Raw genomic sequence first — 26,910 nt, 5'->3', positions numbered from 1 at the left:
CGTGGCAAAATTTGGAGGCAGACCTTCATGCTGAGGTCTCGGTCAGCGCCGACGCGTTTCAAGGGCAGCTGGAACAGCTGATCGCTCGGCATCCGGCATGAACGACTTCATGGCCCGCAGGCTAAAATCCAACCTGCGTTCAACTCAACGGCGCGCTGAAAAAGCGTTCATACCCTTCTTGATGGCCTTGCGAGCTTCCGCAGCATTTTGCCAGCCCTTGAACTTGATGGTCTTGCCGGTCCCAAGCACCGACGAGGCAAAGAACTGCTCGATTTCACGTCGCAGATCCTCTCGAACGTGATCCGCTGCAACGAGTTCGTCGGGAGCATCCTCCCTATGCGGACAGAAGACATAACGGTCGTTGCGCAGGACCTCGCCGCCTTTGTCCTTCTGCTTGACGCGCAAGGCACCTAGCAGGTTGCATTTGATCACCACGCCGGGGGCTGTGGCTGCCTGATGGATGACAAGCCCGTCGAGAGGATCACGATCTTCACCCAACGTTGCAGGGATGAAGCCCCAATCGTAAGGATACATCATTCCAACCGGCAAGGGACGGACATAGCCGAATATCTGCGTTTCTGGCTCGAAAGCCAGTTTCGCCGTCGCGCCACGTGGAGTTTCGATCACCACTCGAACGAGGCCCTTCGTGGTTGCCGGCAGCTTCAGAAAATTGGGCATCCAGGTGCCTCTTCTTCGCGAGATTCCGTTGCTATTCGCATCGCACGGCGGCAAGCGATGGAACTTCACAACGCAAAGAATGTTCCGAAGAAGAAAGCCCCTCAGGAGAGTCCAGGCATGACAAAAGCTTCTCTGCACCTACTGAAGGGGGTAGGCTATTTGATCTCTACCGCGAGCGTAATCCTGCTCGCCATCGTGAGTTGGTCAAGCGCTTCCGAAAGCGCTTTGCTCACCGCCTGCTTGATTGGCGGCGCGGCGTTCTCCATCGTTGGAATGTTCTGCCGCTGGCTGACATACCAAATTGAAAAGCACCAGAGCGGCGATTAGAAGACCGAAAGCATCCCTCATGCTGAGGACAGTAAGCCAGCGTACAGGATGGCCGGCTACTCCATCGCCGCCGGTTCAACAACCATTGCAGGCCGAATTTCCGGGCACAGAACCCGGGCATGCTGATCCTTGACCAGGGGGCATCTGGTCCAAACAACTGGCTTGCCGTAGACGGACGAGCGCCGGTCATCTGTTGCATGCAATGAGATCGAAGCGCTTTCTACGCCGCCATCACGACTTCATTGAAGGCATCGAGGTCGACATAGAAGACCTTGGTGATTTCCTCGATCAGCTCGTCGTAGTCGTACCCTTGGGACCTCAATATGTTGATGGCGGTGATGATATCGACGCGCTCCGTAAGCCGCCGCTTCTGGTAATCTTCGACATAGCGTTCCATGGCTGTCCCTTGGCCTGTGTGCCCAAACGCGTTGAACGACAAACAGATCGCAGGAGGGAAGCTAGGGAGCCTTGCTTGCGTGGAACTTGCCGGCTGGAGCCTGCACTTTCCCCTGATCTGCAACCAACCAGACTGATACGGAAAGCGGCCGACTCACCAAGGCCAAACAAAGACTAACACGCCACGGTCGACGTGCCAGAGTTGCGCAGGGGTCTTTGAAGAAAGATTGGGGCGCCACCGCGCGGGTGACGACCAGACGGACTACACAGTCAGGAATTTGCGGACGTCCGCCGTGTCGAGATCTTCCGCCGGACCAGTGTGGACGATCAGCCCCCGGTCCATGATGTTCACCTCGTCGGCGAGTTCGCGGCAGAAATCGAGATACTGTTCGACCAGCAGCACGGCAATGCCGGCCTGGTCGCGCAAATAGCGGATGGCACGGCCAATATCCTTGATGATCGACGGCTGGATGCCTTCCGTCGGCTCGTCGAGCACCAGCAGTTTCGGCCGCATCACCAATGCCCTGCCAATAGCGAGCTGCTGCTGCTGGCCGCCGGAAAGGTCACCGCCGCGGCGACCCAGCATCTGCTTCAGGACCGGAAACAGCTCGAAGACGTGGGCGGGCACATTGCGGTCGGCCCGTTTCAGCGGCGCGAAGCCTGATTCCAGGTTTTCCCGCACCGTCAGCAGCGGAAAGATCTCCCTGCCCTGCGGTACGAATGCGATGCCCGACCGGGCGCGGTCATACGCCGCGCTCCGGTCGAGCGCCTTCCCCTCGAAGGCAACGCTTCCGCTCGTCAGCCGATGGTGGCCAACGATCGATCTCATCAAACTGGTCTTGCCGACGCCGTTGCGGCCGAGCACGCAGGTGATCTTGCCGGCGCCCGCCTTCAGCGACACGCCACGCAGCGCCTGGGCGGCGCCATAATGAAGCGTGGCGTTCGAAACTTCGAGCATGTCAGCGCCTTCTCCAGAACCTCAGGAAGGACAGATCGAAGCGATGGAATTGAACCCGCCACACCATGCTCATCTCCCCAGATAGACTTCGACGACGCGCTCGTCGGCCGAAACGAAATCAAGCGTGCCCTCGGACAGTACCGAACCCTCGTGCAGGCAGGTCACCTTGACGCCGAGTTCGCGCACGAAATGCATGTCGTGCTCGACGACGATGACCGAATGGTCACGGGCAATGTCCTTGAGCAGCCGTGCGGTTTCCTCGGTCTCGGCATCGGTCATGCCGGCAACCGGCTCGTCGACCAGAAGGAGCTTCGGGTCCTGCGCCAGGAGCATGCCTATCTCCAGCCACTGCTTTTGGCCGTGACTGAGATTGGCCGCCAGTTCGTCGCGCTTGTCGCCTAGCCGGATGATGCCGAGGATATCGTCGATCTGCCGCGCCTCCGCGGCCGATCGCCGGTGGAACAGCGCCGGAAAGATCGAGCGCGGCCCCTTCAGCGCCAGCATCAGGTTCTCCTCGATCGTGTGGCTTTCGAAGACGGTCGGCTTCTGGAATTTGCGGCCGATGCCCATCATGGCGATCTCGGCTTCGTCGTGCTTGGTGAGGTCGACCTGTCCATCGAAGAACACCTCGCCCTCGTCGGGCCGCGTCTTGCCGGTCACGATGTCCATCATCGTCGTCTTGCCGGCGCCGTTGGGGCCGATGATGGCACGCATCTCACCCTTGTCGAGCACCAGCGACAGATTGTTGATGGCGCGAAAACCGTCGAACGAGACCGAGACGCCGTCGAGGTAAAGGATGGTGTTGCTCTTCGACATGCCCCTCACTCCGCCGGCTGTGGTTCGGGGTTGGACGAAGACCATTCGCCTGGCGTTCTTGCTGCTGCCCGGACGATCTTCGGTGGCGCCGGGTCGACATACGTGCCGGCTTCTTCGGCGGCGGATGCCGCTCGCAACGCCCTGGCGTTGCCGCGCCAGGAATCCCACATGCCGATGATGCCCTTGGGCAAGAGCAGCGTGACGGCGACGAACAGGCCGCCCAGCGCAAACAGCCAGAATTCCGGCAACACACCGGTGAACCAGGATTTGCCGGCATTGACGAGCAGAGCACCGACGATCGGTCCGACGATGGTGCCACGACCGCCGACTGCCGCCCAGATCACCACCTCGATCGAATTGGACGGTTCGAATTCGCCGGGGTTGATGATGCCAACCTGCGGCACGTAGAGCGCGCCCGCTATGCCGGCCATGACGGCCGAGACAGTGAAGGCGAACAGTTTGACGTTCTCGGCCCGCCAGCCGAGGAAGCGCGTGCGGCTCTCGGCGTCACGCACGGCCATCAGCAGCTTGCCGTATTTGGAGCCGACGATCGCCCAGGTGACGAAGACGGCAAGCGCGAGCGTCACCGCGCTGGCGGCGAACAGCGCCGAGCGCGTCGCGTCGGCCTGCACGTTGAACCCCAGAATATCCTTGAAATCGGTCAGGCCGTTATTGCCGCCGAAACCCATGTCGTTGCGGAAAAAGGCGAGCAGCAGCGCATAGGTCATCGCCTGGGTGATGATCGACAGATAGACGCCGGTGACACGGCTGCGGAAGGCGAACCAGCCGAAGACGAAGGCGAGCAGGCCGGGCACGGCCAGCACCATGAGGCCAGCGAACCAGAAATGGTCGAAGCCGTACCAGAACCACGGCAATTCCTTGTAGTTCAGGAACACCATGAAGTCCGGCAGGATGGGGTTGCCATAGACGCCGCGCGAGCCGATCTGGCGCATCAGATACATGCCCATCGCATAGCCGCCGAGCGCGAAGAAGGCGCCGTGCCCGAGCGAAAGAATGCCGCAATAGCCCCAGACGAGGTCGAGCGCCAAGGCAAGCAGCGCATAGCAGAGATATTTGCCGGTCAGTGCGACGATGTAGGACGGGACATAGAAGGCGCTCGTCGGCGATACGACGAGATTGAGCAGCGGCACGATGAGGGCCACCGCCAGCAGCATGAAGATGGTGATGGCGATGCGGCGATCCGCGCCCGCGGCAAAGAAGCGTCCGGTGATCATGCTTCCACCGCCCTACCCTTGAGCGCGAACAGGCCGCGCGGGCGCTTCTGGATGAACAGGATGATCAGGACCAGCACGACGATCTTGCCGAGCACCGCACCGGCATAGGGCTCGAGGAACTTGTTGACGATGCCGAGCGAGAAGGCGCCGACCAGCGTGCCCCACAGATTGCCGACACCGCCGAAGACGACGACCATGAAGCTGTCGATGATGTAGCCGCGGCCGAGATTGGGCGAGACGTTGTCGATCTGGCTGAGCGCGACACCGGCGATACCGGCAATGCCGGATCCGAGCGCGAAGGTCAGCGCGTCGACCCATGGCGTCCTGATGCCCATCGAAGCGGCCATGCGCCGGTTGGCGGTGACGGCGCGCATCTGCAGCCCCCAGGGCGTGCGCTTCATCACATAGAGCAGCACCGCGAAGACGCTTAGCGCGAAAACCAGGATCCACAGGCGGTTCCAGGTGATCGCAAGCTGTCCGACATTGAACGAGCCCGACATCCACGACGGATTGCCGACCTCCTGGTTGGTCGGACCGAATATGCTGCGCACGGCCTGCTGCAGGATCAGCGAGACGCCCCAAGTCGCCAGCAGCGTTTCCAGTGGCCGCCCATAGAGGAAGCGGATGACGCCGCGCTCTATTGCCAGGCCGACGAGCGCGGCGACGAGGAAGGCGAGCGGCAGGGCAATCACCAGCGACCAGTCGAACAGGGCGGGAAAGGATGTGCGGATCACCTGCTGGACGACGAAGGTGGTGTAGGCGCCGAGCATGACCATCTCGCCATGCGCCATGTTGATGACGCCCATGACGCCGAAGGTGATGGCAAGCCCGATCGCGGCAAGCAGCAAGACCGAGCCCAGCGAAATGCCGTACCAGATGTTCTGGCCGGCATCCCAGAACGCCAGCGTCGAATTGATGTTGCGAATAGCCGCTGTCGCCGCTTCCTTGACCGCGTCCGGGGCGTTCGCCTCGACCGAGGTGAGCAGCGAAACCGCGTCGCGGTCGCCCCGTGCGCCGATCAGCGCGATTGCGGCGAGCTTGTCGGCATCCGGCCGGTCGGAGACCAGGACGGAGGCGGCGCGGGCCTGTTCGAGCAGGGCCTTGACGCTTGCCACGGTCTCCTTGGCAATCGCTGCGTCGAGCGGCTCGATGTTTGCGGCATCGGGCGTCTTGAACATGGTGTCGGCGGCGGCGACCCGCACGGCCGGGTCCTTGGCGCCAAGCGTCAGCGTGCCGAGCGCATCGCGGATGACGCGGCGCAGCGTGTTGTTGACCTTGATCTTGGTGATGTCGTCCTTGGCGGCGTCGGCCGACTTCTCGCCACTTAGCGGGTCGAGCAGTTCAACGCTGTCGCCAGTCTCCTTGCCGACAAAGACCAGGGAATCGGCCTTGCGGATATAGAGATTGCCGTCGGCAAGTGCGGCAAGCGGCCGCTCGACCGCCGGGTCGCCTGTAGCCGCCAGTTCGTGAACGACAGCCCCTATCTCCGAAAAGCCCTTGGCCGTCGCGAATTTGGCGATGATGCCACGCAGATCGGCTTCGCTTGCACCCGATGACGACAGCGTCGCCAGCAGGACCAGCAGTGTCAGGCCAATCGCACGGAACAGGTTCATTGGCTTCAGGCAGCTCCTGAAAGGTTGATTTCGCGCCCGGGCGGACTGGAGGACGAAGCCCGCCCGGAGCGCTTGCGGGGCATGGACCTGAAGGTCCAGCCCGGGGAGGATCAGTTCGTGCCCTTGCCGCCGCACTTGCCGGTGGCGACATTGAAGTTGCCGCAGGACAGTGGCGCGCGCCAATCGGAGATCAAGTCCTTGGAGTCAGGCAGGTAGTCGGACCACTCGTCGCCCATCACCAGACCCGGCGTGCGCGAAACCGTCTCGAACTGGCCATCGGCCTGGATTTCACCGATCAGCACCGGCTTGGTGATGTGGTGGTTCGGCATCATCGTCGAGTAGCCGCCGGTCAGGTTCGGCACCGAAACGCCGATCATGGCGTCAATGACCTTGTCCGGATCGGTGGTGCCGGCCTTCTCGACCGCCTTCACCCACATGTTGAAGCCGATATAGTGGGCTTCCATCGGGTCGTTGGTGGTGCGCTTGTCGTTCTTGATGAACTTGTGCCAGTCGGCGATGAACTTCTTGTTCTCGGGCGTGTCAACGCTCTCGAAATAGTTCCAGGCGGCGAGATGGCCGACCAGCGGCGCGGTGTCGAGACCGGCAAGTTCTTCCTCGCCGACCGAGAAGGCCATGACCGGAATGTCCTCGGCCTTGATGCCCTGATTGCCGAGTTCCTTGTAGAACGGCACGTTGGCGTCGCCGTTGACGGTCGACACGACGGCGGTCTTCTTGCCGGCCGAACCGAACTTCTTGATGGCCGAAACTTCGGTCTGCCAGTCGGAGAAGCCGAACGGCGTGTAGTTGACCATGATGTCTTCCGCCGCGACGCCCTTGGCCTTCAGATAGGCCTCGAGGATCTTGTTGGTGGTGCGCGGATAGACGTAGTCGGTGCCTTCGAGCACCCAGCGCTTCACCGAACCGCCGTCCTCGCTCATCAGATAGTCGACCGCCGGGATTGCCTGCTGGTTCGGCGCGGCACCCGTGTAGAACACGTTGCGCTCGCTTTCCTCGCCCTCATATTGGACGGGATAGAACAGGATATTGTCGAGCTCGGAGAACACCGGCAGCACCGACTTGCGCGAGACCGAGGTCCAGCAGCCGAACACCGCCGCGACCTTGTCCTTGGAGATCAGCTCGCGCGCCTTCTCGGCGAACAGCGGCCAGTTGGAAGCAGGGTCGACGACGACGGCTTCGAGCTTCTTGCCGAGCAGGCCGCCCTTGGCGTTCTGTTCGTCGATGAGCATCAGCATGGCGTCCTTCAGCGTCGTCTCCGAAATCGCCATGGTCCCCGACAGCGAATGGAGAATGCCGACCTTGATCGTGTCGTCAGCCGCCTTGGCGGGCATGGACATCAACAGGCCTGCCGCGACCACGCTCGCCGAAAACATTTTTGTAATTGTCGAGAAATTACCCCTCATGCCTAACACTCCCAAGCTGGTTGATTGCACCGCAACACTACGATGCAACCCCCATGCCAACCGCCAAGGCGGTGTCGACGAAGGGATGATAATGCAATATTATCAACTGCTTGCTATATTAGAGTTCTGAAAACAAAGAGAGCCGGTTAAAAATTGATTGAGAGAAATTTGCGCAACGCGCAAGGGTTTTGCCTAATTTTCGCCCAATTTGACCGTGTGCCTACATTTTGATCGTCAAGCGCGGCACCGCAGACAACAAATGTTGCGGCACAGCGCAAAAATAGGGCAAGCTCGCCGCTCAAGCGAGCACGTCATGGCATCCAGAATTTCACGCATTTTCATCGGCATATTGCTTCTTGCGGCGGCGACCGGCACCGCACGAGCCGACTTCAGCGATGGCAAGATGCCGGATGGCACCTATCATTGCGAGGTCTACCTGCTCGGCCTGTTCCTCAATCTCGGCGACATCACCATCAAGGGAAACGTCTACAGCGGCCCGGTCACCTTTGGGACCGCCCAGCAGGCTTACAATTATCAGATGGATGCAAACGGCGTGATCTCCTGGCTGGGACCGTTGGGCGGCTACACCGCCGGCGGCAACTCGATCTCGCTGACCCAGGCCACGCTTGACGGCGAGACCCCGCCCTCCTTCGACATCATCATGAAGCAACCGGACGGTGCCTTCACCGCCTCGACCTGCACCAAGCACTAACAAGGCGACAAGTCCGGAACTGCGCGGAACCCGGCTGTTTATAAGCCCTGACATATATAATTCGTTAAATAGCGGCGCGTTGCCGCCCATGTTAAGAATTATTCAATCGCTGGAGCTTGGGAGTACAGCAATTGAATATGATGCGCGTCGCGGCGTCGCCTAAAAGCTCAGAAACCAATGAAAAGTCACTGCTAACCCTTGAGCAGTGCTTTGACCTGGACAGCAAAGCCGCCAATGAGCTTTACGCAAAACATTTGAATAAATACATGCTCCAGCTCTTCGATATCCTTGGACTGAAGGATATGGACATGAGGGGCGCGCAGGGCGTCGAGATCTGGCTGAATGACGGCCGTACGCTCCTCGACTTTTCCGCTGGCCTCGGTGTCCTTGGGCTCGGTCACAACCATCCGCGCATTATAGAGGCGGAGCGCAAATGCCATGAGCGCAAGATCGTCGACTGCATCAAAATCGCGCCTCACAAATTGCAGGGCGCTCTTGCGTATAACCTGTCGCGTTTCCTGCCCGCGCCACTAGCGGTCTCGTTTCTCGCAGTCTCGGGCGCCGAAGCGAATGAAGCGGCGATGAAACTGAGCGAACGCGTGCAGACCCCCAAAGGCAAGAAGAAATTTCTCTGCATGCAGGGCGCGTTTCACGGCAAAACCCATGGCGCGCTATCCCTGACGACCGCGACGGACGTGCAATCCGGGTTCCTTTTGGGCGTGCCAAAGGAAAACGTCATTTATGCCAGGTATGGCGACATCGATTCACTGCGAGAGGCGATCCGCGCGGAGACGGATGGTAGCGGCGGCAATTCCATTATAGCCGCGATCGTCGAGACAATTCGTGGTACCTCCTGCGAAATCCCCCCTGCCGGTTATTTGACGCAGTTCGTGGAGCATTGCCGGGACAACGATATCCTGTCCATTTTCGACGAAGTAAAGGTCGGCATGGGACGAAGCGGCAGGTTCTGTGCTTTCCAGCATGAAGGAGCCGTTCCCGACATCGTGACGCTTGCCAAGACCCTGGGCGGCGGCAAGCGGGAAGTGGCTGCCATGGTCACCTCCCAACTATTGTTTGATCGGGCTTACGGCAACAAACAGGACTGCAACCTTCACAGTTCCAGCTTCAGCGGGCTTGGCGAAAGCTGCGCCGTCGCGATCGAGACGCTGAATATCCTGCAAGACGAAAGACTTATCGAGAACGCCGAGAGGATGGGGGGCTATCTCTCCAATGGTCTTCACCGGCTGAAGGCAAAACACCCGAGGCACGTTCTCGATGTGCGCGGACGTGGAATGTTTCAGGCGATCCGTTTGAACTTTCATCAGGATCTGGCGGAAAAGCTGGTCGACATCGACAAAAATCCGCTGTTCCAGACCTATCAGACAGTGTTGATCGGCGCCCTCGTTCGCGAGCTTTACGACCGCCACGACATACTGGTGCATTTCCAGCCGGGCGCGCGGGACATCCTGCATTTCATGCCGCCCTTTGTGGTGCGGGAAGAGCAAATCGACAAGCTCATCGCGGCGCTGGACGACATTCTCTCCCGAGGATTGAGCGATGCTGCCGTTCGCTTTGTAGCCAAAAACATCAAGCGCGTCTTTCGAGGCATCGCCTGAAGGCGGCACGCAGAGTCTGCGATGGGGGCCTAAACCATGGATGGTTACATCCTCAATTCGACCGAGAGCCGCTGGACATCGGATATCGGTCTGGCGAGCCGGCTCTATTGGGCCGGAATGGCTTTCTTTTCGCTGGCTTCCCTTGTTCTATTCCTGATCAACACCCGCCACGGCATCGGAATCTATCCCGACAGCTTGCGTTATATGGGGATCAGCGAACGGCCCTACGATGCGCCGCTCTATGCATGGCTGCTGATGGGGATTTCCGCGACCGGGGTCGACCCGTCAGTCGGAGCAAAAGCCATCGGCCTGTTCTTCGTCTGTGCGAACACGATCCTGATCTGGCATCTGCTGGTGCGCGCCAGCGGGAAATATGTCTACGCTGCCGCGGGGACCGCGATCATCACGCTTGCCCCTCAGTTCGTGACGCTTCACTCGCTCGCGATGTCGGAACCGCCGTTCCTGTTTTTCCTCCTGGTCACCGTGCTTGCGCTGTTGCGCTATTTCGAGACCGACGACAGGACATGGCTGAAGGCAAGCGCGGTCCTGCTCGGCCTTACGACGCTGGTGCGCTTTACCGCGCCGCCGCTTGGCGCGGCGATTGCGATATGCCTTCTTCTCAATCCTCGGCACACGCTGTTCCGTCGCTTCGTCGACGCCACTATTTTCGCGGTGGTGAGCACGGCGATCTTCCTCTGCTGGGCGGTGATGAGTGAGATCATCGCCGACCGTTCCATTGGTCGCGCGCTCTGGTTCTACGGCAATATGGGGGCCAGCGAGTGGCTGAAAAGCCTTGGGGCAATGACGGCATGGCTGCTGCCCGACGAGGTGCCATTCGTGGCCCGCGTTGTCCTGCTTAGCGTTTTTGCAGCAGCCGCCGCCTACCTGACCTTCCTTCATGCCCGTGAACCGCGTCGGCACGCAGGGCAGGCCAAGGTCGCCGACGCTTTGCTGCCCACCCTTTTCGGGCTGTTTTTCTTCTTCTATCTGGGCTTCATGGTTCTTTCGACCTCGGTCGAGGCGAACCTGTCTTTGAGTGGCCGCTACGCCTTTCCGGTGTACGTGACCACCGCTTTGATGATCACCATCGTCCTAGCCCATGTCGGCGACGCCAAGGGGATTGTGAAACTGCTCCACTACGGGCTCGTCTGCTTCGCCGTTCTGGTGTTCGGCGGCCACGTGGTCCGCACGGCCGTGCGGTCGTCCCAGGCGTATCGTTCAGGGATCGGCTATGCCAGCCGCGAATGGGTGAACTCCCCGACAATGCAGGCGCTGCGACAACTGCCGGCGGATGCATCGATCTACAGCAATGGCGCCGACGTCGTCGCCTATGTGCTGGGACGAGAATCCCATTTCCTTCCGGAACGCATACAGTTGCGAACGGGCCGCGACAACCCAGCCAATCCGTACGAGAGACAGCTGCAAACGCTGCGCGACGATCTGACCAAAGAGCATTCCTATGTAGCGATCTTCGACGCCATCGACTGGCGTTTCTATCTCGTCAGCGAAGCTGAACTGAAACAGCGTCTCTCGCTCGTCACCGTCGCAACCGAGGCGGATGGCCGTATCTATGCGATGCCAAAGACGACCAGGTAACAGCGAGGTCGTGTTGCGGGCACCGGCAACCGGAGGGCAACCACATGTATGCGGATGGATTTGAACCGGCTGCCGCGATCTCCCCGCCCCGGGCAAGTCTTAAGCAATATCTGGCAATTGCCCGCTTCGACCATGCGACCAAGCATGTCTTCATCCTGCCGGGGATCATCATTGCCTATGCCTTGCGTGAGCCGCCCATGGATCGTGCGGCGCTGGCAATAGTCGCTGGGTTCCTGAGCGCGATTACCATCGCCTCGGCGAACTACGTCCTGAATGAATGGCTCGACCGAGAATTCGACGCCTTTCATCCAACCAAACGCACTCGCAGCGCCGTGCTGAGGTCGCTGTCGCCGCATCTGGTTTGTCTCGAGTATCTCCTTTTTGCGTCGATCGGTCTTCTGCTCGCCGCTACGGTCGGAACATCGTTTTTCCTGACCTCCGTTGTCTTTCTGATTTCGGGGTTGATCTACAACGTGAAGCCCATTCGATCGAAGGACTTGCCCTATCTGGATGTGATTTCGGAGTCCGTGAACAATCCCATCAGACTGACGCTGGGCTGGACGATGATTGACCACGCCGCACTCCCACCCAGCAGCCTGCTTTTAGGATATTGGGCTGCCGGCGCCTTCCTTATGGGGGCAAAGCGGCTTTCCGAATACCGCGACATTGCCAACAGCGGGAACAAGGATCTGCTACAGCGCTACCGCCGATCGTTCCGTTTCTACACGGCAGAAAACCTGACGGTCTCCTGCTTTCTCTACGCCATGATGTCAGCATTTTTCATTGCGGTTTTCCTGACCAAATACCGGCTCGAATACATATTGGCCCTGCCCTTTATCGCGATCCTGTTCACGTCCTACCTGTGGCTTTCCTTGTTGAAGAACTCCATCGCGCAGCGTCCTGAAAGAATGTTTCGGTCGCGCCGGCTGCTGGCGTCGCTGATCCTGGCGGTGATGGCGATATTCATCTTGTCGTTCGTCGATTTGCCGTGGCTTTACGACCTGTCGGCACCCAACTTCAAACCCGTCGACATGCAATGAAACAACCCGACCAGTCGATCGTCTGGAACAATATCGACCTCGTGGTCTTCGACCTGGACGGGACCCTCTATGACCAGCGGCGTCTCAGAACACGCATGGCGCTGAATTTGCTGCACCATGCCGTGCGGGCGCGAAGCCTCAAGACTTTGAGTGTTCTGCGCACATTCCGGCAATGCAGGGAAGCGCTGGCGGAGCAAGTGCTGACCGATTTCGTGGACCGCCAATTCGAAGACACGGCGATGCGATGCGGCTGTTCCGTGGTCTATGTTCGCGAGGTTGTCCAAGAATGGATCGAGCGACGCCCGCTCGCCCATCTCGGCGCTTGCCGCTATTCCGGGGTTGAAGGACTTTTTGATGCTCTGCGCCGCTCAGGTCGCACGATTGCGGTATATTCCGACTATCCTGCCGCCGAAAAGCTCAAGGCCCTGGCGCTCAAGGCGGACTTTGTGGTCAGCGCCTCGGACAGCGACGTGAGAAGGATGAAACCCGACCCCGCCGGGCTGCACAAGATACTCTGTGCGACCGGTGTGGATGCCGCCCGTTCGTTGATGGTTGGTGACCGCTTCGACCGCGATTGGGCGGTGGCAAACCGTGTCGGCATGCCCGCCATCATAAGATCCAGGCGCACGGACCCGAGATGCGGGACTTTCCAGTCGTATCACGACGCGCTGTTTCGACCGATCTTGCCATCGCTGGAGAAAAGCGGTGCATTCAAGCTTCCGAGTTTTGAAAAAAGTGTCCGGGCTATAGTCGATACCTTGATCCGGCAGGAACTGCCCGCGCCAGAAAATCCCGAAAACGCTGGAACCATCGAGGCCTATGTACTGGCGACGCATGCAAGCATGCCGGATTACCTGCGTCTGGCCTTCCATATCTTGACCGTCGTATTCGATGCCTGGTCTTATCCGGTGGCTGGAAAGCCATTTCATCTACTGAGCCCTGACCAACGCATGGATCAGTTGAGGCGTTGGCAACATTCACGTCTGCAGATCCGGCCCGCGCTAATCTCCTTTTACCGGACTTTGACCTTCTTTGGGCTCTATTCTGACCTCTACGAGCAGGACGTGGAATGTGGGGCACATCATAACTGAGCCTGTCACGAGCCAAATGACGGCCGACATTGTGGTGATCGGGTCCGGACCCGGCGGCGCGGTGACCGCGACCTTGTGCGCGGAAGCGGGTAAGTCAGTGCTTCTGGTCGAAGAAGGCCAAAATCTGTCGCTTCAGTCGGCCCCGCCTTTTTCAAAGGAGGAACTGCTTCTCAAATATCGGAATGCCGGTATCTGCATAGCGCTTGGCCCGTCAAAAATTGCCTATGTCGAAGGTCGGTGCGTCGGGGGCGGCAGCGAGATCAATCGTGGGCTCTATCACCGCGCGCCGGAATACCTCCTCGACCAGTGGGCCGCCGTCTTCAAGGTCGATGATTTGTCTCTCGACCGGCTGATGCCCCACTTCATTGCCTGCGAGAACACCGCCAAGATCGAATATCTTCCCGGCGAGTTGCCCCCTATCTCGACGAGGTTGCGTGACGGGGCTGCCCGTCTGGGCTGGCAAGCGACCGAGGCGCCGCGTTTGTACCGGTACAGCGGCATGGGAAGATCAGGCCGAAAACAATCCATGTCGGAAACCTTCGTTCCGCGATTTCTCGAGGCAGGTGGCCGTTTGATCGCGGACACACGTGCGACCCGACTGACGCGCTCAGCTGGCAAATGGCACGTGAAAGCGCTGCACGCGCCGGCAGACGGCCCGCCAAGGCCGATAGAAATTTCCGCCGATCGAATTTTCGTGGCCTGCGGCGCGGTTCAGACGCCAGCCCTTCTGCGCCGATCCGGTTTGACCCGAAATATTGGCAACTCCCTGTATTTCCATCCAATGCTGAAAGTCGTCGCGCAGTTTGATGAGGATGTGAACAATCCGGGCGATCCCGACCCGGTTCATCAGATCAGGGAATTCGAGCCTTCCTTTGGTATGGGATGCTCCATCAGCAAACGGCCGATGCTCGGCCTCGCAATGGTAAATCATGCCAACCACTTCGCTGAAATCGACAGGCATTGGCGTCGCATGGGCATATATTACGTTCAGGCGGCGAGCGGAAAGGCGACGGTACGCAACCTGCCATTTTTTCGCGATCCGTTGGTGAGGGTCTGGCAAAATGAGGCGGATCTTAGAAAACTGGCAGATGGCCTGAAACGACTGGCCGAGGCACTGTTTTCAGCCGGCGCTGTCGCCGTCTATCCCAGCGTCCAGGGCTATCCGGTGCTCCGCTCCATGGAAGATGTCCGCAATCTTCCCGCCACCTTTGCCGGAAGCGATGGCAGCGTGACCTCCGTGCATGTGTTCTCCTCATGTCCGATGGGAGGAAACGAGGCCATTTGCGCGACGGATTCGTTCGGCCGCCTGCGCGATGCGGACGGCCTTTACATCGCTGACGCGTCCCTCTTGTGCGGGCCGACTGTCGTCAATCCTCAGGGCACCGTCATGGCCATTGCCCATCGCAATGCGACGCACGCCATTGAAAGCCGATTTAACTGAGTGATATTGTAGGGGTGAGCCGGGGTTCCGTGGGGCCCCCTTCCCTGCTCGATGCGGATCAGACCGAGCTCTGGATTTTGCTGGACGCGTCCGGTTTGTGCATCGCCGCCGACAGCAGCCAGCTGATTCCAAAGAGCGCCGTCGGCGCCCACAAAATAAGATGCGCCAGCAGCACGACGGCCGCCGCCATTGAGGTGTCAACCCCGGCAAGTGTAAAGGCCTGAAGACCAAAAAATTCAAACGGACCAAAATGCCCGGGGAGACTGGGCACGAGTGTGCCGAGCGTGCTGAGGGCGAAGGCCAGAGACGGCTTCAACAAGGCATCGGTTGATCCGCCGAGGCTGACCCAAACACCTAGAAAAACGCCACTTTCCAAAAGCCACAAAGCAAATGACATGACGGTGAGCATGCTCAGCCGGCGCCAGGAACTGATTTGCGCGACAGCCTCCGATGCGGCGCGCAACGCAGCGATCAGAATAATGGTGGGACCGAAGTTGATTTGCCGGAACAGTTTTTCGAGCAAGCGGTAAGAAAGCGCTGGGGCAAATAGCATCCCCAATCCGCCGGCAAGCGCGATGGCGAGCAAAAGCTGGAAATTCCACACCAATGCGGGTGGAGCAGTGAGGTCAACCAGCGCTAGCGACATCCCGCCCAACAGGATGATGGTGACAAGATCGAGAATGCGCTCGACGATCATCGTGCCGATAATTGTCCCCGCCGGAATATCGAACTGACGGCTAAACCATAAAACACGAAAACCATCCCCTACCCGCAGGGGAAGAACATCGCTCATGCCAAAGCTGGCGATAAAGGGGCCGATCATCAATCGCAACGGCAAGCGGCGACCGGTCGTCGATTGCAGCATCATCCAGAACCGGACTGCCCTCAGAAGAAAGTCAGCGACGAAGGCCGCGACGGCAAGGACGAGCGGTGCGACAGTCGCACGGCGCAGTATGGCACCAACCTCTGCAAAGTGGACATTGCGCATGGCAAAGAGGACAAATGTCGCCCCGACAATCAAGCCAAGTCCAACCCTGATTATTCTGCCTGTGCGGCCCTGATTGAGCTCAGTTTGATCAACCATTCGGACCTGCCGTGTATTGAAGATGGAGCGCGGCGAGTGTGGTGCGGTTGGTGATATCCAGCTTGCGATAGATGTTGTTTAGATGAATGCCGATAGTCCCTTCGGTGGTTCCCAGCTTCTGTGCGATGGCCCGGTTGGACAATCCTCCACAGATCTGTACCGCGACCTCTCTTTCGCGCACGGTCAGCAGATCGAGTTTTTGAGGGCTATCGGATGGCCCGGCGCTCGTTGCCCTGAGCACGAGCTCCTGCGGCAGCCACTTCTCTCCGCCTGCGACCTGCCGCATGCAATCCAGGAGTGCTTCGGGGGCATATTCCTTCAAGAGGATGCCCCACGCCCCCATTGATATTGCGTCCGCAATCTGGCGGCCCGTCAGAGACGCGGTGAGGAAAATTATCTTGACCGGTAACCGCCTTTTGGAAACGGTTCGCTGGATCTCCAGTCCACCAACATCCGGCATGGAAACATCTAGCACGGCCAGATCGGGTCGGAGATCGCCAATGAGCGACAGCGCTTGCGTCCCGCTCGCCGTTGCCGCCAACACGTTGAAATCCGGCGCTGCTTTCAGCAGGCCCTGCAATCCGCGAAGCAGCAAGGGATGATCATCGGCAAGGACTACGGAATACATCACCGCGCCACCTGGCCCAGAGGCAATGCAATGCGCAGGCTAAGTCCCGGCGACGCGCCGCAGATCGTCAGGTTACCCTTGAGCCCGCTAACCCGCGAACACAGCGATGAGGGCCGTTTCGGTTCGACATCAGTTCCTAGTCCCGATCCGTTATCGGAAATCTTGAGCTCAACGCCGCAATCGGCACGAACAAGTTCAATCCGCACTTGCGTCGCCTTGCCGTGCTTGACGGCGTTGGCGGTGGCTTCCGAGACAAGCTGCATGATTTCGTGCTGCATGGATCTTGGAACTTCGAGGTTCGGTGGATCAAGAGTAGCCTCGATTCGGCAATCCCATTGCTCCCTCAGGAGTTCGGCCAGGCCGGGTAACGCCTGGTAGAGCGGCGCCTCATCGTTCTGGCGGTCTGGACGCTGGTCGTCAACATATTGCCGGATGCGCTGTTGCAAATTGAAGACAAGCGTATTCACGTCGACCACACTCGCCTTGGGTTCCTTGGGAACGGATTTGGCGATGAGCTTGAGTTTCAGGCTGGCGGCCGTGAGATCCTGCAGGATACTGTCATGCAGGTCGCGCGCGAGCCGTGCGCGCTCTTCGGCGCGCGCCGCTTCGGTTGTTTGCTGCATCAGCGCCAGACGCCCTAGTTCCGATCTGAATCTCATGGCGATGATTTCAGTGAGTGAACCGCATTCGTCTGGATGACAGGCCGGATCGATGACGAAAACCCGCCCGCGGTACCGCACGCTGGAGAATGCCGCCGAGCAGGTATATTTGAATGGCGTGCGAACTTCCGCCCCCAACTCCGGCAGGTCGCGGAAAATTCCAGCCACTTCGTCGGCGCTGACTCTTGGCATTCCGCCTCGGTCGAGATTGAACATCGGCGGTTCCGGATCGTGCTGGTTCCAGAAAGTCGCGTCCCGAACGTCGATCAGCCGCAGATCGCCCTGCCGCCAATAGGCGACGCTGCCGGTATCTTCCTCCTGATCCCGCCAAACGACCAACAGGCCGGGGTCACCCATCACGGCGGCCGCGTGATTGAAAAGGCCGCGCAGCCATGACAGCCGATCGCCGGTAATTGCATCGAACGGCCAATGGGCAAGCTGCGCCAAGCGCTTCCGGTGATGTTCACGATATGCGCCGAGATAGCCGAGCATAACGGCCGAAACCATGAAATAGGTCGACCGCATGATAAATACATTGAGCTCGGACTGACCGTCTTCCAGATCGGGCAAGCCGACAATGATCAGAACGGCCTGCAGGGCGACCGCGCCCATGACAGCCCCCCTCAATCCCCAACGCAGGGTCATGGCAAGCAGTATAAACGGCGAGAAGGAAAAAAAGGGGCTTGAAAGTTCGTTCGTCAAAAAAGTGAGAAAGCCCAGTATCGCTACATCGATGAAGTGAACGCCGAGATGAACCGGGCTGTCGAGAGATTTTCGGATCGGAAATATCACCAGAAGCAGGGAGAACACTACATAAAGGCCAAGGGTTACCTGTGATTTAACCAGGAACGGCGCTGGCTGGGTGGGGTCGAGATAGACAGCCAGAACGGCAAATAACGCCGTGACCAGGCGCCCTAAGCTGATTAACGCTTCTGGATTCGATGCCAACAGGATGTTGCTGGCCGATCTCCCAATCCTCATTGGACGGGCGTCCAAGCTGGCACGCCTGATCTGAGTAACAAGGCCAAAATCAAGGCTTGTCATGCAAACTCCTTGTCGAGGCACCGTGCATCGCGGCCGGCGGAGCCACGCGACCCTCAATGAGCGTGCGAGCGGAGTTGGACTACCGCGCAAGCCATTGCGTCGCCGCCGGCGCGAACAGGATGCGCACGCCGGTGCAGGAGCTGGACAAGGAAGAATTAAGGTATCGACGGCGTCCTTGCACCGTACCAAAACGTGGTAGTTCGGCTAAGCCAAGGATACCAAATGGACGTGACATCGGGCCTTAGCCATTCCCATGCGTCGCAAGGTCAGCGCCTAGCCTGGTCACAAAAAAGCGGAACGCGGGTTGCGCGTTCCGCTTAGCGGTCTGGGAGGACGCTGGGCTTCCGCATCGACCCGATGAGCGGGTCGATGTTCTGGCGGCTCAGATGGTCTTGGCCGACATCTGCGCGGCGATGTAGTCGGCCTGGCGGATCGCCAGCGACACGATCGTCAAGGTCGGGTTTTCGGCGGCGCCCGTGGTGAACTGGCTGCCGTCGGACACGAACAGGTTCTTGATGTCGTGCGCCTGGCCATGCTTGTTGACGACGCCGTCGGCCGCTTTCTCGCTCATCCGGTTGGTGCCGAGATTGTGGGTCGACGGATAGGGCGGCGTCGGGAAGGTGCGCGTGGCGCCGACCGCGGCATAAAGCGCCGAGGCCTGCTTGTAGGCGTGGTTGCGCATCGCGGTGTCGTTGGGATGATCGTCGAAATGCACGTCGGCGATCGGCATGCCATGCTCGTCCTTCATGTCGGCATGCAGCGTGATGCGGTTCTCCGCGCGCGGCATGTCCTCACCCACGATCCACAGGCCGGCCATGTGGTCGTAGTGGTCGAGCGCCGTGGTGAACGACCGGCCCCAGCCGCCCGGATCGAGGAAGGCCGCCATGAACGGCAGGCCGAGCGACAGCGTCTCGAACTCGTAGCCGCCGACGAAACCGCGCGACGGATCATGACGCGCCTCGTCGCGGATGATGCCAGCCATGGTGGTGCCGCGATACATGTGCACCGGCTTGTCGAAAATGGCATAGACCGAGCCGGTGGTGTGGCGCATGTAGTTCTTGCCCACCTGTCCCGACGAATTGGCGAGGCCGTGCGGGAACTTGGCTGATTCGGAATTTAGCAACAGGCGCGGGCTCTCGATGGAGTTGCCGGCAACAGCGACGATGCGGGCCTTCTGTTCCTGCAGCTTGCCATCCTTGTCGGCATAGACGACCCCGGTCACCTTGCCGCTAGCGTCATGGTTGATCTTGATCGCCATTGCGTTCGGCCTGACCTCGAGATGCCCTGTCGCCTCGCCTTTGGGAATCTCGGCGTAGAGCGTCGACCATTTGGCGCCCCATTTGCAGCCCTGGAAGCAGAACCCTGTCTGCTGGCAGGAATTGCGGTCGTCGCGCTGGACCGAGTTTATCGCCATGTTGCCGGTGTGGCATTCCTTGTAGCCGAGCTTGTCGGCGCCCGCCTTCAGCACCTTGAAGTTGTTGTTACCCGGCAGTCTCGGCCAGTCGTTGGTGCCGGTCACGCCCATCTTGGCTTCGGCCTTGGCGTAGTAGGGCTCCATCTCGGCCAGTGTGATTGGCCAGTCGAGCAGGTTGGCGCCCTCCAGTTTGCCATAGGTCGAGAGCGTCTTGAACTCATGCTCCTGGAAGCGCAGCGAAGCCCCGGCCCAGTGGGTGGTCGAGCCGCCGACCGACTTGACGATCCAGGCCGGCAGGTTTGGGAAATCCTTGGCCACACGCCAGTCGCCGGACGTGGTGCGTTTGTCCTTCCAGGCGAGTTGGGTAAAGGAATCCCACTCGTCATTGATGAAGTCCTCGTATTCGTGGCGTGCGCCGGCCTCCAGGATGACGACATCGACACCCTTCTGGGCAAGTTCGTTGCCGAGCGTGCCGCCGCCGGCGCCCGAGCCGATGATGACGACCACACCGTCGTTTTTGAGATCAAATGCTGCTGCCATGGTTTCCTCCCATGATTTTCTGTTTGCGGGGTCTCGGGACGAAGGGGCTCAGAGCCACTCGATGTCGTTGAAACCGCGCGCGATATAGCCGCCCTTGGAATAGGACTCGCCCTCGTAGCCGAAGATCGGCCATACCTCTTTCTGGTTGTAGAGACCGACGACGAGGCCGCCACGGATGGCCTGGAAGAATGGCGTCGCCTCGATCTGCTTCAACACCGCGACGCGCTGGTCTTCCCAGCCAAGGGCCCGGTAGCCTCCCTCGCCCGACTTCTTGTCGAGATCGGCGATGCCGTCTTCGATCATCGCCTTGTGGGCGGCGTCCTTGCCGGCCTGCTCGTCATGGGCTTTCACGGCAATGGCGTAGTATTTGTCGGGAACCTGATCGTGCGGATAGATGTCGCGCGCCATCTGGATCAACGTCGCCATCGTTTCGGGCTTGAGCGCCGATGTCTCGAGCCCCCAGGCATGTTCGGGGCTGATGACGGCGCTGCCCGAAATGACGAGCAAAGCGCCGATGCCACCGCGTTTGAGAAGCTCACGACGTGAAAGTCCAGGCTTCCCGTCATAGATCGTAACCATGTATTCCTCCCTGCTTGCTATTTGCACCCGTTGAGAGTGCCGTTGCTGGCGCCGCGCCTCCCGGTGCGGCCGCGATGTCTCCTATTTGAAACGACCTCCGCGTTGCAGAACCTCGATCTTGTAACCGTCGGGGTCCTCGATGAAGAAGAAGCGGGCGATCAGCGAACCGTCGTGGTTGAACTGGACGATCTTTTTGGGGTTGAGGCCAAGCGCGCCGAGACGATCATGTTCGCTGTCGAGATCGACGACCGAGACCGCGAGGTGGCCGTAGCCGTCGCCAAGCACATACGGCTCCCGCCGCCCCTTGTTCACTGTCAGTTCGACCTCGAACCCTGTCTCGACGTTGCTGAGATAAACGAGCGTGAATGTCTCGAAGTCCAGCCTGTCGGCGACATCGAGCCCAAAGGCTTGTCTGTAGAAGTCGACGGATCGGGCCTCCTCGAGAACCCGGATCATGCTGTGGATCGCCTTTGCCAAATCAGTCTCCGCCGTGGTGAACGGAAGCGATTATGAGCGGCGCGGGCAAAAGATGGTGGCAGCCGGTTACCACGCCCAGGCCCGTGAAATGTCCCGCCCGCCCCATCAGGGACGAAAGTCCGATTGCCGTAACGGCATTTTTGCCTGAAAGTACCTTTGGGGACGAGCAGTGCGGCAGTGCGGCGCGTCCACCCAAAACCAACAATCATGGGAGGTTTGTCGGATGTGCAGGGTATTTGCGGGCCAGGACCCCGAAGGCTATCGCCAGATCAACCGGTCGATCCGCATTGACGGGCATTCGACCAGCATTCAGCTCGAGGCGACATTTTGGGCACTGCTTGACGAGATTGCCGAAAGCCAGGGGCTGACGACGCCGAAATTCATCTCGAAGCTCTATGACGAAGCCATCGAGATCAACGGCGCCATTCCAAACTTCGCGTCGATGCTGCGCACCACCTGTGCCCTTTATCTGCGCGGCCATCGGCCGGGCATGGAGGAGCAGATGGCGCCGAAGCGGCAAGCCGCCTAGCGCTGGCCGCGTCATCCGCTCGCATCGGGTCGACGCCACGGCCGGCGCTTCACATGCCTGATGGCACGACGCTGTTTCTATCGGTCCAGCATCCGGCCGAAGACGCCGGGATACTCGACAAGGCCACGACGCCGCAGCCCATTTCAGGGACGGCCGGCCGCACAGGCGCCGATGGCGCATCCCCGGCAAGGATGCGGCCCGGTTGGCACACGGCCGACCGAAACCCTGCTCCGCGCGACTTAGCCAGATAAGTGATCTTCCGCTCGGGCCTCCGAGCAAAGCCCGTCAGCCATTTATTAGCCCGATCTACAGCAAAGCGGATCGCACTAACGATTTTGTGATGTGGTTGACGGGACCATTTTCATCTCGCAGTTTACCGATATTCGATGAGTGCGGCTTAAACTTAACTGTATTTGTCATATTTACTTGGGCGTCACTTCCCGAGCGCTTCTGCTTACTTTCAAGGTTCCTAAAATGAGCCATCGCAACCCCATCCGAATGAATCGGCGTCTTTTCCTCTCTTCAGTCGCAATGTTTACCGCAACCGCGACATCGGCGGGCTTTGCGCGATCCTTCTCGGGCTCTCTGCCCTGGGCGCCATTCGCAGCCGATCCGCCAACGCAGGTCTTGCCCGAAGGCTGGCAGTTTTTCACGCCACAGGAAGCCGCGCTCGTCGAGGCCATTGTCGACCGTATCATTCCCGCCGATGACCTCAGCATGGGCGGCAAAGAAGCCGGTTGCGCCATCTATATCGACAGGCAATTGATGGGTGCGTTCGGAACATCGAGCCGGCTTTATACTCAAGGGCCGTTCCTGCCGGGGTTGCCCACGCAAGGTTATCAGGGCGAGGCAAATCCCGCCCAGCGTTACCGTACTGGCCTCGCCGCCATCGACGCTTTCCTGAAGCAACGGGATGGCAAGACATTCGTTCAGCTTCAGCCTGCGGACCAGGATGCATTCCTGACGGCGATGGAAGCCGGAAAGGTCGACCTGCCGAATGGTGTCAAAGCCCCAGGCTTCTTCGCGCTTCTGCTGCAGAACACCATGGAAGGGTTCTTTGCCGACCCGGTCTATGGCGGCAACAAGGACATGGTTTCGTGGCGCATGCTCGGTTTTCCGGGTGCGCGCTATGACTATCGGGATCATGTCAGCAAACACAACCAGCCATACCCGCAGCCGCCTGTCTCGATCTTCGGGCGTCCTGAGTGGCTCAGGAAAGGCGCCTGACCATGACAACGATACTGCCTCGCAAAGACGTCGTGATCGTCGGCCTCGGCTGGACAGGAGCTATCCTTGCCCACGAATTGACGGATCATGGCCTGGACGTGCTGGCCATCGAGCGCGGTCCATGGCGCGACACGGCAACCGATTTCAACATCGGGTATGTCCAGGATGAATTGCGCTACGGCGTCCGGCGCGACCTCTTTCTGCAGCCGGCCGTTGAGACCATGACGGTCCGCAACGACCCGTCGCAGATGGCGCTGCCGATGCGCGATTTCGGCTCCTTTTTACCCGGCAACGGTGTCGGGGGTGCGGGTGTGCACTGGAACGGCCACACTTGGCGATTTTGGGATTCGGACTTTCAGATAAGGACCAACCTCACCAGGAAATACGGCGCGTCGAGAATAGCCGATCTCCAGGTCGAGGACTGGGGCGTGACAGGCGCCGAAATGGAGCCCTACTACGACCGGTTCGAATACCTGGCCGGGATTTCGGGCAAGGCCGGCAACATCAAGGGGAAGCTTCAGGAAGGTGGCAATCCGTTCGAGGATCCGCGGTCCCGGGATTATCCGAACCCGCCGATGGAGATGACCTACGCGCCGACCCTGTTCGCCGAGGTCGGCCGGTCGATGGGATTGCACCCTTTCCCCACACCATCCGCCAACATGTCGCGAAACTACGTGAACCCGCTGGGCATCTCCATGGGTCAATGCACCTATTGCGGGTTCTGCGAACGTTTTGGCTGCGCCAACTATTCCAAGTCAAGCGCCCAGACCACCATCCTTCCCGTCCTGATGAAGAAGGCCAATTTCGAGGTCCGGACCGACAGCGAAGTACTGCATGTCGATCTCGCCGCCGGAGGCAAGTCGGCGCGCGGCGTGACTTATGTCGACACCTCGGGGCAGGAGTACTTCCAGCCCGCCGATCTCGTGCTGCTGTGTGCCTACGGCCTGCACAATGCCCGGTTGATGATGCTGTCGGGCATCGGAAAGATCTACGACCCGACCAGCGGCGAAGGAACGATCGGACGCAACTACTGCTATCAGACCAATGCCGGCGTGCAGGTGTTCTTCGACGACAAGAACTTCAATCCGTTCATCGCGGCAGGGGCGCTCGGCCAGACAATCGACGATTACAATGGTGACGCTTTCGATCATGGCGCACTGGATTTCGTCGGCGGCGCGGGCATCAACTGCATACCCACCAATGGGCGCCCGATCGGAACCAGACCGACCCTGCCCGGCACACCGAAATGGGGCAGCGCCTGGAAGAAGGCGACGGTCGAGGGCTACAAGAGCACGCTTGCCTACTCGTCCCAGGGAAGCAGCTACGCGACGCGCAACAACTATCTCGATCTCGACCCGACCTACAAGGATCGTTTCGGCCGGCCGCTGATGCGCATGACGTTCGATTTTCCCGACAACGATATCCGGATGTCGAACTATGTGAGCGACCGGATGGAGGAAATCGCCAAGACGCTGGGAGGCAAGCAATACAGCGTCAGCCGCCGCAAGAAGGGCTGGGATAGCGTTCCCTATCAGAGCACCCACAATACGGGCGGCGCCATCATGGGAACGGACCCGAAGAAAAGCGCGGTCAACACGTTCCTGCAAAGCTGGGATGTCCCCAACGTCTTCGTCGTTGGCGCCTCGGCCTTCCCGCAGAACGCCGGCAAGAACCCGACAGGCACGGTCGGCGCCCTGGCTTTTCGTGCCGCCGATGCCATCCGCAACCAATATCTGCGCAATCCGGGGGCACCGTTGGTGCAAGCATGAAGAAGCTCATTCTCACACTCGCCGTTGGCGTTACGGCGCTCGCTATCGGCCCGGCCGCGGGTGCCGACCAGGCCGACCAGATCATACGCGGACGGTATCAGGCCGTGCTCGGCGACTGCGCGGGTTGTCACACCCAACCCGGCGGCAAGCCTCTGGCCGGCGGACTGGCGCTCGAGACACCCTTCGGCACGCTTGTGGCGCCCAACATAACCCCCGACAGTCAGACGGGCATCGGCAATTGGTCGGAGACCGACTTCCGTAACGCGATGAAAATCGGCATTGGCCACAATGGCGTGCGGCTCTACCCCGCCATGCCCTACCCGGCCTATACCAAGATGAACGAGCAGGATATCGCCGACCTGTGGGCCTATCTGACAACCGTTGAACCAGTTTCGAACAAGGTCGAGGTCAATCAACTGCCATTCCCGCTGAACATTCGGCTGGCGATGCTGGGTTGGAATGCCCTCAACTTCACCGAAGCAACCTTCAAGCCCGATCCCTCCAAGCCGGCCGACTGGAATCGCGGAGCCTATATTGTCCAGGGCCCCGGTCACTGCGGCACCTGCCATACGCCCAAATCCTTCCTTGGAGCCGACGAGGATAGCGGTTTCCTGCAGGGCGCATCCCTGCAGGGCTGGTTCGCCCCGGACATCACCAACAATGCACAAACGGGTCTTGGGAAATGGTCCGAAGAGGATCTGGTCAAATACCTCAGGACCGGCGTCAACGCGCATTCGATCGCATCGGGTCCCATGGCTGAGGCCATCGAGAACTCTACCTCGAAAATGACCGATTCAGATCTGAAAGCCGTCGCCGTCTACCTCAAGGGCCTGAACTCGGACGCCGGCACCACCCAGCCGGCAAAGCCTGCCCAAACACGGATGGTCGCGGGCGAAGCAATCTACCGTGACAATTGTTCGGCTTGCCATGGTGGCGATGGTGCCGGATCGGGAGTGCTTTTCCCGGCTCTCGCCGGCAACTCAATCGTCGCGCAGGGCAATCCTGAAACGTTGGCCCGGCTCGTCCTCGCCGGAAGTCAGGCCGTGCACACGGCGGATGCGCCGACAACGCCCGCCATGCCCTCTTTAGCCTGGCGCCTGAAAGACCAGCAGATCGCCGACGTATTGACCTACGTGCGCGCTAGCTGGGGCAATTCAGCTCCGGAGATCTCATCCGACGACGTGGCAGCCACACGCAAGGAACTGCTGCCGTAAGTCCGCACTTTAGCTCTCTGCAGCGACAGCGAACGCCAGCCGGCTCATATCGGTGAAGAGCGCCTGGCGTTCGGAATAGTCGGTTTGTTCGCCGGTGACGATATTGTCGACCACGGTCAGGATCGACAGCGCCCGGGCGCCGAAATAAGCCGCGATGCGATAAAGCGCGGCAGTTTCCATATCCACGGCCAGAGCTCCGGCTGCCTGCGCTTCGACAAAGCGGGCGCGGCCTTCCGGATGATAGAAGATATCGCTGCAAACCGTCAGGCCTGCGTGGGGGTCTATGCCAAATTCGGCCGCCTTGGCCAAGGCGCGGGCAAGCAGCGCCGGATCCGGGCCGGCAGCGGCTTCATAAAGGCCGAAAACCTGACCGCTTTGGGCGCTTTCGGCTCGTGCTGATTGCGAGATGACAAGGCTGCGCAGTTTTGTCTTGGCGGTCAGGCCGCCACAGGTACCGGTGCGGATCAATGTCCGGGCACCATAAAAATCCAGCAGCTCATGCGCATAGATCAGAAACGATGAGACGCCGATGCCCGTCGCCTGAATGCTGACCGGTTTGCCGCGAAACAATCCAGTAAAGCCAAGCGCGCCCCGCCGGCGATTGATACAGCGCGGCGCTTCCAGGAATGTTTCCGCCATCCACTCGGCGCGTTGCGGGTCGCCCGGCAGCAACACCGTACCAGCATAGTCGCCCTTGTCTGCCTCGATATGTGGCGTCAACCGCTGCTCTCCCAAGCCCGCTTGCCGTTTCACCCACAATCATGGCGTTGGCACGGCATTACGCAAGGGCAGAGCATCAGAAGCAC

At 59.9% G+C, this 26,910-nt stretch carries 26 protein-coding genes; 12 read left to right on the top strand and 14 right to left on the bottom strand.

The features are described 5' to 3' along the window. Nucleotides 1-144: 144 nt before the first annotated feature. Complete coding sequence (locus AC56QP_RS33425) at nt 145-678, bottom strand: inorganic diphosphatase (protein ID WP_489861666.1); 534 nt, start codon at nt 676-678, stop codon at nt 145-147. A gap of 117 nt (nt 679-795) precedes the next feature. Here AC56QP_RS33425 and AC56QP_RS33420 point away from each other — a divergent pair, with 117 nt between their 5' ends. After that, nucleotides 796-1,005 carry a hypothetical protein gene (locus tag AC56QP_RS33420; RefSeq protein WP_489861667.1) on the top strand — a complete coding sequence of 70 codons (210 nt, stop codon included), beginning with the start codon at nt 796-798 and terminating at the stop codon, nt 1,003-1,005. A 220-nt stretch (nt 1,006-1,225) separates the two neighbouring features. Here AC56QP_RS33420 and AC56QP_RS33415 read toward each other — a convergent pair whose 3' ends face one another. The 6 genes from AC56QP_RS33415 to urtA form a co-directional block, all read right to left on the bottom strand. Beyond that, nucleotides 1,226-1,402: a hypothetical protein gene (locus AC56QP_RS33415; RefSeq protein WP_489861668.1), complete on the bottom strand. Its 177-nt coding sequence runs from the start codon at nt 1,400-1,402 to the stop codon at nt 1,226-1,228. Nucleotides 1,403-1,663: 261 nt separating this feature from the next. Beyond that, nucleotides 1,664-2,359, bottom strand: coding sequence for an urea ABC transporter ATP-binding subunit UrtE (gene urtE, locus AC56QP_RS33410; RefSeq protein ID WP_489861669.1), 696 nt, complete (start codon nt 2,357-2,359; stop codon nt 1,664-1,666). Between the two features lie 69 nt (nt 2,360-2,428). Then, the gene (gene urtD, locus AC56QP_RS33405; protein WP_256750362.1) at nt 2,429-3,175 is read right to left on the bottom strand and encodes an urea ABC transporter ATP-binding protein UrtD; all 747 of its coding nucleotides are present in this window, start codon (nt 3,173-3,175) and stop codon (nt 2,429-2,431) included. Between the two features lie 5 nt (nt 3,176-3,180). Continuing rightward, on the bottom strand, nt 3,181-4,410 hold the full coding sequence (gene urtC, locus AC56QP_RS33400; protein WP_489861670.1) for an urea ABC transporter permease subunit UrtC: 1,230 nt from the start codon (nt 4,408-4,410) through the stop codon (nt 3,181-3,183). Next, nucleotides 4,407-6,023: an urea ABC transporter permease subunit UrtB gene (gene urtB, locus AC56QP_RS33395; protein ID WP_489861671.1), complete on the bottom strand. Its 1,617-nt coding sequence runs from the start codon at nt 6,021-6,023 to the stop codon at nt 4,407-4,409. The genes urtC and urtB overlap by 4 nt, the downstream gene beginning before the upstream one ends. Nucleotides 6,024-6,133: 110 nt before the next feature. Continuing rightward, entirely contained in the window at nt 6,134-7,444 is a 1,311-nt protein-coding gene (urtA, locus tag AC56QP_RS33390; protein ID WP_489861672.1) for an urea ABC transporter substrate-binding protein, read from the bottom strand. Nucleotides 7,445-7,757: 313 nt separating this feature from the next. Here urtA and AC56QP_RS33385 point away from each other — a divergent pair, with 313 nt between their 5' ends. The 6 genes from AC56QP_RS33385 to AC56QP_RS33360 all read left to right on the top strand — a co-directional run bounded on the left by AC56QP_RS33385 (nt 7,758) and on the right by AC56QP_RS33360 (nt 14,940). Then, nucleotides 7,758-8,156, top strand: a complete 399-nt coding sequence (locus AC56QP_RS33385; RefSeq protein ID WP_489861673.1) for a hypothetical protein — start codon at nt 7,758-7,760, stop codon at nt 8,154-8,156. 137 nt (nt 8,157-8,293) lie between these two features. Beyond that, nucleotides 8,294-9,772: an aspartate aminotransferase family protein gene (locus AC56QP_RS33380; RefSeq protein WP_497101023.1), complete on the top strand. Its 1,479-nt coding sequence runs from the start codon at nt 8,294-8,296 to the stop codon at nt 9,770-9,772. A gap of 36 nt (nt 9,773-9,808) precedes the next feature. Next, nucleotides 9,809-11,368: an ArnT family glycosyltransferase gene (locus tag AC56QP_RS33375; protein WP_489861676.1), complete on the top strand. Its 1,560-nt coding sequence runs from the start codon at nt 9,809-9,811 to the stop codon at nt 11,366-11,368. Nucleotides 11,369-11,412: 44 nt separating this feature from the next. Next, the gene (locus AC56QP_RS33370) at nt 11,413-12,408 is read left to right on the top strand and encodes a UbiA family prenyltransferase (protein ID WP_489861677.1); all 996 of its coding nucleotides are present in this window, start codon (nt 11,413-11,415) and stop codon (nt 12,406-12,408) included. Beyond that, a complete protein-coding gene (locus AC56QP_RS33365; protein ID WP_489861678.1) occupies nt 12,405-13,499 on the top strand; it encodes an HAD family hydrolase in 1,095 nt (364 codons plus the stop codon). The genes AC56QP_RS33370 and AC56QP_RS33365 overlap by 4 nt, the downstream gene beginning before the upstream one ends. 16 nt (nt 13,500-13,515) lie before the next feature. Next, nucleotides 13,516-14,940, top strand: coding sequence for a GMC family oxidoreductase N-terminal domain-containing protein (locus AC56QP_RS33360; protein ID WP_489861679.1), 1,425 nt, complete (start codon nt 13,516-13,518; stop codon nt 14,938-14,940). Between the two features lie 58 nt (nt 14,941-14,998). On the opposite strand, the gene AC56QP_RS33355 is transcribed toward AC56QP_RS33360, so the two are convergent. The 6 genes from AC56QP_RS33355 to AC56QP_RS33330 form a co-directional block, all read right to left on the bottom strand. Further along, a complete protein-coding gene (locus AC56QP_RS33355; RefSeq protein WP_489861680.1) occupies nt 14,999-16,024 on the bottom strand; it encodes a lysylphosphatidylglycerol synthase transmembrane domain-containing protein in 1,026 nt (341 codons plus the stop codon). Further along, nucleotides 16,017-16,652, bottom strand: coding sequence for a response regulator (locus AC56QP_RS33350; protein WP_489861681.1), 636 nt, complete (start codon nt 16,650-16,652; stop codon nt 16,017-16,019). The genes AC56QP_RS33355 and AC56QP_RS33350 overlap by 8 nt, the downstream gene beginning before the upstream one ends. After that, nucleotides 16,652-18,355 (bottom strand): sensor histidine kinase, encoded by a 1,704-nt coding sequence (locus AC56QP_RS33345; protein ID WP_497100910.1) that lies wholly within the window; start codon nt 18,353-18,355, stop codon nt 16,652-16,654. Before AC56QP_RS33345 ends, AC56QP_RS33350 begins: the two co-directional genes overlap by 1 nt. A gap of 382 nt (nt 18,356-18,737) precedes the next feature. After that, nucleotides 18,738-20,309 (bottom strand): GMC family oxidoreductase, encoded by a 1,572-nt coding sequence (locus AC56QP_RS33340; RefSeq protein WP_489861683.1) that lies wholly within the window; start codon nt 20,307-20,309, stop codon nt 18,738-18,740. 48 nt (nt 20,310-20,357) lie between these two features. After that, entirely contained in the window at nt 20,358-20,888 is a 531-nt protein-coding gene (locus AC56QP_RS33335) for a gluconate 2-dehydrogenase subunit 3 family protein (RefSeq protein ID WP_489861684.1), read from the bottom strand. 81 nt (nt 20,889-20,969) lie between these two features. Then, on the bottom strand, nt 20,970-21,365 hold the full coding sequence (locus AC56QP_RS33330; protein WP_489861685.1) for a VOC family protein: 396 nt from the start codon (nt 21,363-21,365) through the stop codon (nt 20,970-20,972). On the opposite strand from AC56QP_RS33330, the gene AC56QP_RS33325 reads away from it, so the two are divergent. From AC56QP_RS33325 to AC56QP_RS33305, 5 genes are all read left to right on the top strand, one after another. Continuing rightward, nucleotides 21,343-21,513 carry a hypothetical protein gene (locus AC56QP_RS33325; protein WP_489863717.1) on the top strand — a complete coding sequence of 57 codons (171 nt, stop codon included), beginning with the start codon at nt 21,343-21,345 and terminating at the stop codon, nt 21,511-21,513. The genes AC56QP_RS33330 and AC56QP_RS33325 overlap by 23 nt on opposite strands. Before the next feature lie 75 nt (nt 21,514-21,588). Next, nucleotides 21,589-21,894: a ribbon-helix-helix domain-containing protein gene (locus AC56QP_RS33320; protein ID WP_091575035.1), complete on the top strand. Its 306-nt coding sequence runs from the start codon at nt 21,589-21,591 to the stop codon at nt 21,892-21,894. Between the two features lie 426 nt (nt 21,895-22,320). Then, nucleotides 22,321-23,121 carry a gluconate 2-dehydrogenase subunit 3 family protein gene (locus tag AC56QP_RS33315; RefSeq protein WP_489861686.1) on the top strand — a complete coding sequence of 267 codons (801 nt, stop codon included), beginning with the start codon at nt 22,321-22,323 and terminating at the stop codon, nt 23,119-23,121. Between the two features lie 2 nt (nt 23,122-23,123). Continuing rightward, nucleotides 23,124-24,890 carry a GMC family oxidoreductase gene (locus tag AC56QP_RS33310; RefSeq protein WP_489861687.1) on the top strand — a complete coding sequence of 589 codons (1,767 nt, stop codon included), beginning with the start codon at nt 23,124-23,126 and terminating at the stop codon, nt 24,888-24,890. Then, nucleotides 24,887-26,104: a c-type cytochrome gene (locus AC56QP_RS33305; protein WP_489861688.1), complete on the top strand. Its 1,218-nt coding sequence runs from the start codon at nt 24,887-24,889 to the stop codon at nt 26,102-26,104. The genes AC56QP_RS33310 and AC56QP_RS33305 overlap by 4 nt, the downstream gene beginning before the upstream one ends. A 9-nt stretch (nt 26,105-26,113) precedes the next feature. Here AC56QP_RS33305 and AC56QP_RS33300 read toward each other — a convergent pair whose 3' ends face one another. Beyond that, nucleotides 26,114-26,824, bottom strand: a complete 711-nt coding sequence (locus AC56QP_RS33300) for a purine-nucleoside phosphorylase (RefSeq protein WP_489861689.1) — start codon at nt 26,822-26,824, stop codon at nt 26,114-26,116. Nucleotides 26,825-26,910 lie beyond the last annotated feature (86 nt).

This window comes from Mesorhizobium sp. RCAM 05104, assembly GCF_059683645.1.
Note: the sequence above shows the minus strand (reverse complement) of the source record. Positions and strands in the feature narration are given on the sequence as shown.

Coding starts and splice junctions, on each gene's coding strand:
- AC56QP_RS33425 (WP_489861666.1), bottom strand. CDS start 678: ATGCCCAATTTTCTGAAGCTGCCGGCAACCACGAAGGGCCTCGTTCGA.
- AC56QP_RS33420 (WP_489861667.1), top strand. CDS start 796: ATGACAAAAGCTTCTCTGCACCTACTGAAGGGGGTAGGCTATTTGATC.
- AC56QP_RS33415 (WP_489861668.1), bottom strand. CDS start 1,402: ATGGAACGCTATGTCGAAGATTACCAGAAGCGGCGGCTTACGGAGCGC.
- urtE (WP_489861669.1), bottom strand. CDS start 2,359: ATGCTCGAAGTTTCGAACGCCACGCTTCATTATGGCGCCGCCCAGGCG.
- urtD (WP_256750362.1), bottom strand. CDS start 3,175: ATGTCGAAGAGCAACACCATCCTTTACCTCGACGGCGTCTCGGTCTCG.
- urtC (WP_489861670.1), bottom strand. CDS start 4,410: ATGATCACCGGACGCTTCTTTGCCGCGGGCGCGGATCGCCGCATCGCC.
- urtB (WP_489861671.1), bottom strand. CDS start 6,023: ATGAACCTGTTCCGTGCGATTGGCCTGACACTGCTGGTCCTGCTGGCG.
- urtA (WP_489861672.1), bottom strand. CDS start 7,444: ATGAGGGGTAATTTCTCGACAATTACAAAAATGTTTTCGGCGAGCGTG.
- AC56QP_RS33385 (WP_489861673.1), top strand. CDS start 7,758: ATGGCATCCAGAATTTCACGCATTTTCATCGGCATATTGCTTCTTGCG.
- AC56QP_RS33380 (WP_497101023.1), top strand. CDS start 8,294: ATGATGCGCGTCGCGGCGTCGCCTAAAAGCTCAGAAACCAATGAAAAG.
- AC56QP_RS33375 (WP_489861676.1), top strand. CDS start 9,809: ATGGATGGTTACATCCTCAATTCGACCGAGAGCCGCTGGACATCGGAT.
- AC56QP_RS33370 (WP_489861677.1), top strand. CDS start 11,413: ATGTATGCGGATGGATTTGAACCGGCTGCCGCGATCTCCCCGCCCCGG.
- AC56QP_RS33365 (WP_489861678.1), top strand. CDS start 12,405: ATGAAACAACCCGACCAGTCGATCGTCTGGAACAATATCGACCTCGTG.
- AC56QP_RS33360 (WP_489861679.1), top strand. CDS start 13,516: ATGACGGCCGACATTGTGGTGATCGGGTCCGGACCCGGCGGCGCGGTG.
- AC56QP_RS33355 (WP_489861680.1), bottom strand. CDS start 16,024: ATGGTTGATCAAACTGAGCTCAATCAGGGCCGCACAGGCAGAATAATC.
- AC56QP_RS33350 (WP_489861681.1), bottom strand. CDS start 16,652: ATGTATTCCGTAGTCCTTGCCGATGATCATCCCTTGCTGCTTCGCGGA.
- AC56QP_RS33345 (WP_497100910.1), bottom strand. CDS start 18,355: ATGACAAGCCTTGATTTTGGCCTTGTTACTCAGATCAGGCGTGCCAGC.
- AC56QP_RS33340 (WP_489861683.1), bottom strand. CDS start 20,309: ATGGCAGCAGCATTTGATCTCAAAAACGACGGTGTGGTCGTCATCATC.
- AC56QP_RS33335 (WP_489861684.1), bottom strand. CDS start 20,888: ATGGTTACGATCTATGACGGGAAGCCTGGACTTTCACGTCGTGAGCTT.
- AC56QP_RS33325 (WP_489863717.1), top strand. CDS start 21,343: ATGCTGTGGATCGCCTTTGCCAAATCAGTCTCCGCCGTGGTGAACGGA.
- AC56QP_RS33320 (WP_091575035.1), top strand. CDS start 21,589: ATGTGCAGGGTATTTGCGGGCCAGGACCCCGAAGGCTATCGCCAGATC.
- AC56QP_RS33310 (WP_489861687.1), top strand. CDS start 23,124: ATGACAACGATACTGCCTCGCAAAGACGTCGTGATCGTCGGCCTCGGC.
- AC56QP_RS33305 (WP_489861688.1), top strand. CDS start 24,887: ATGAAGAAGCTCATTCTCACACTCGCCGTTGGCGTTACGGCGCTCGCT.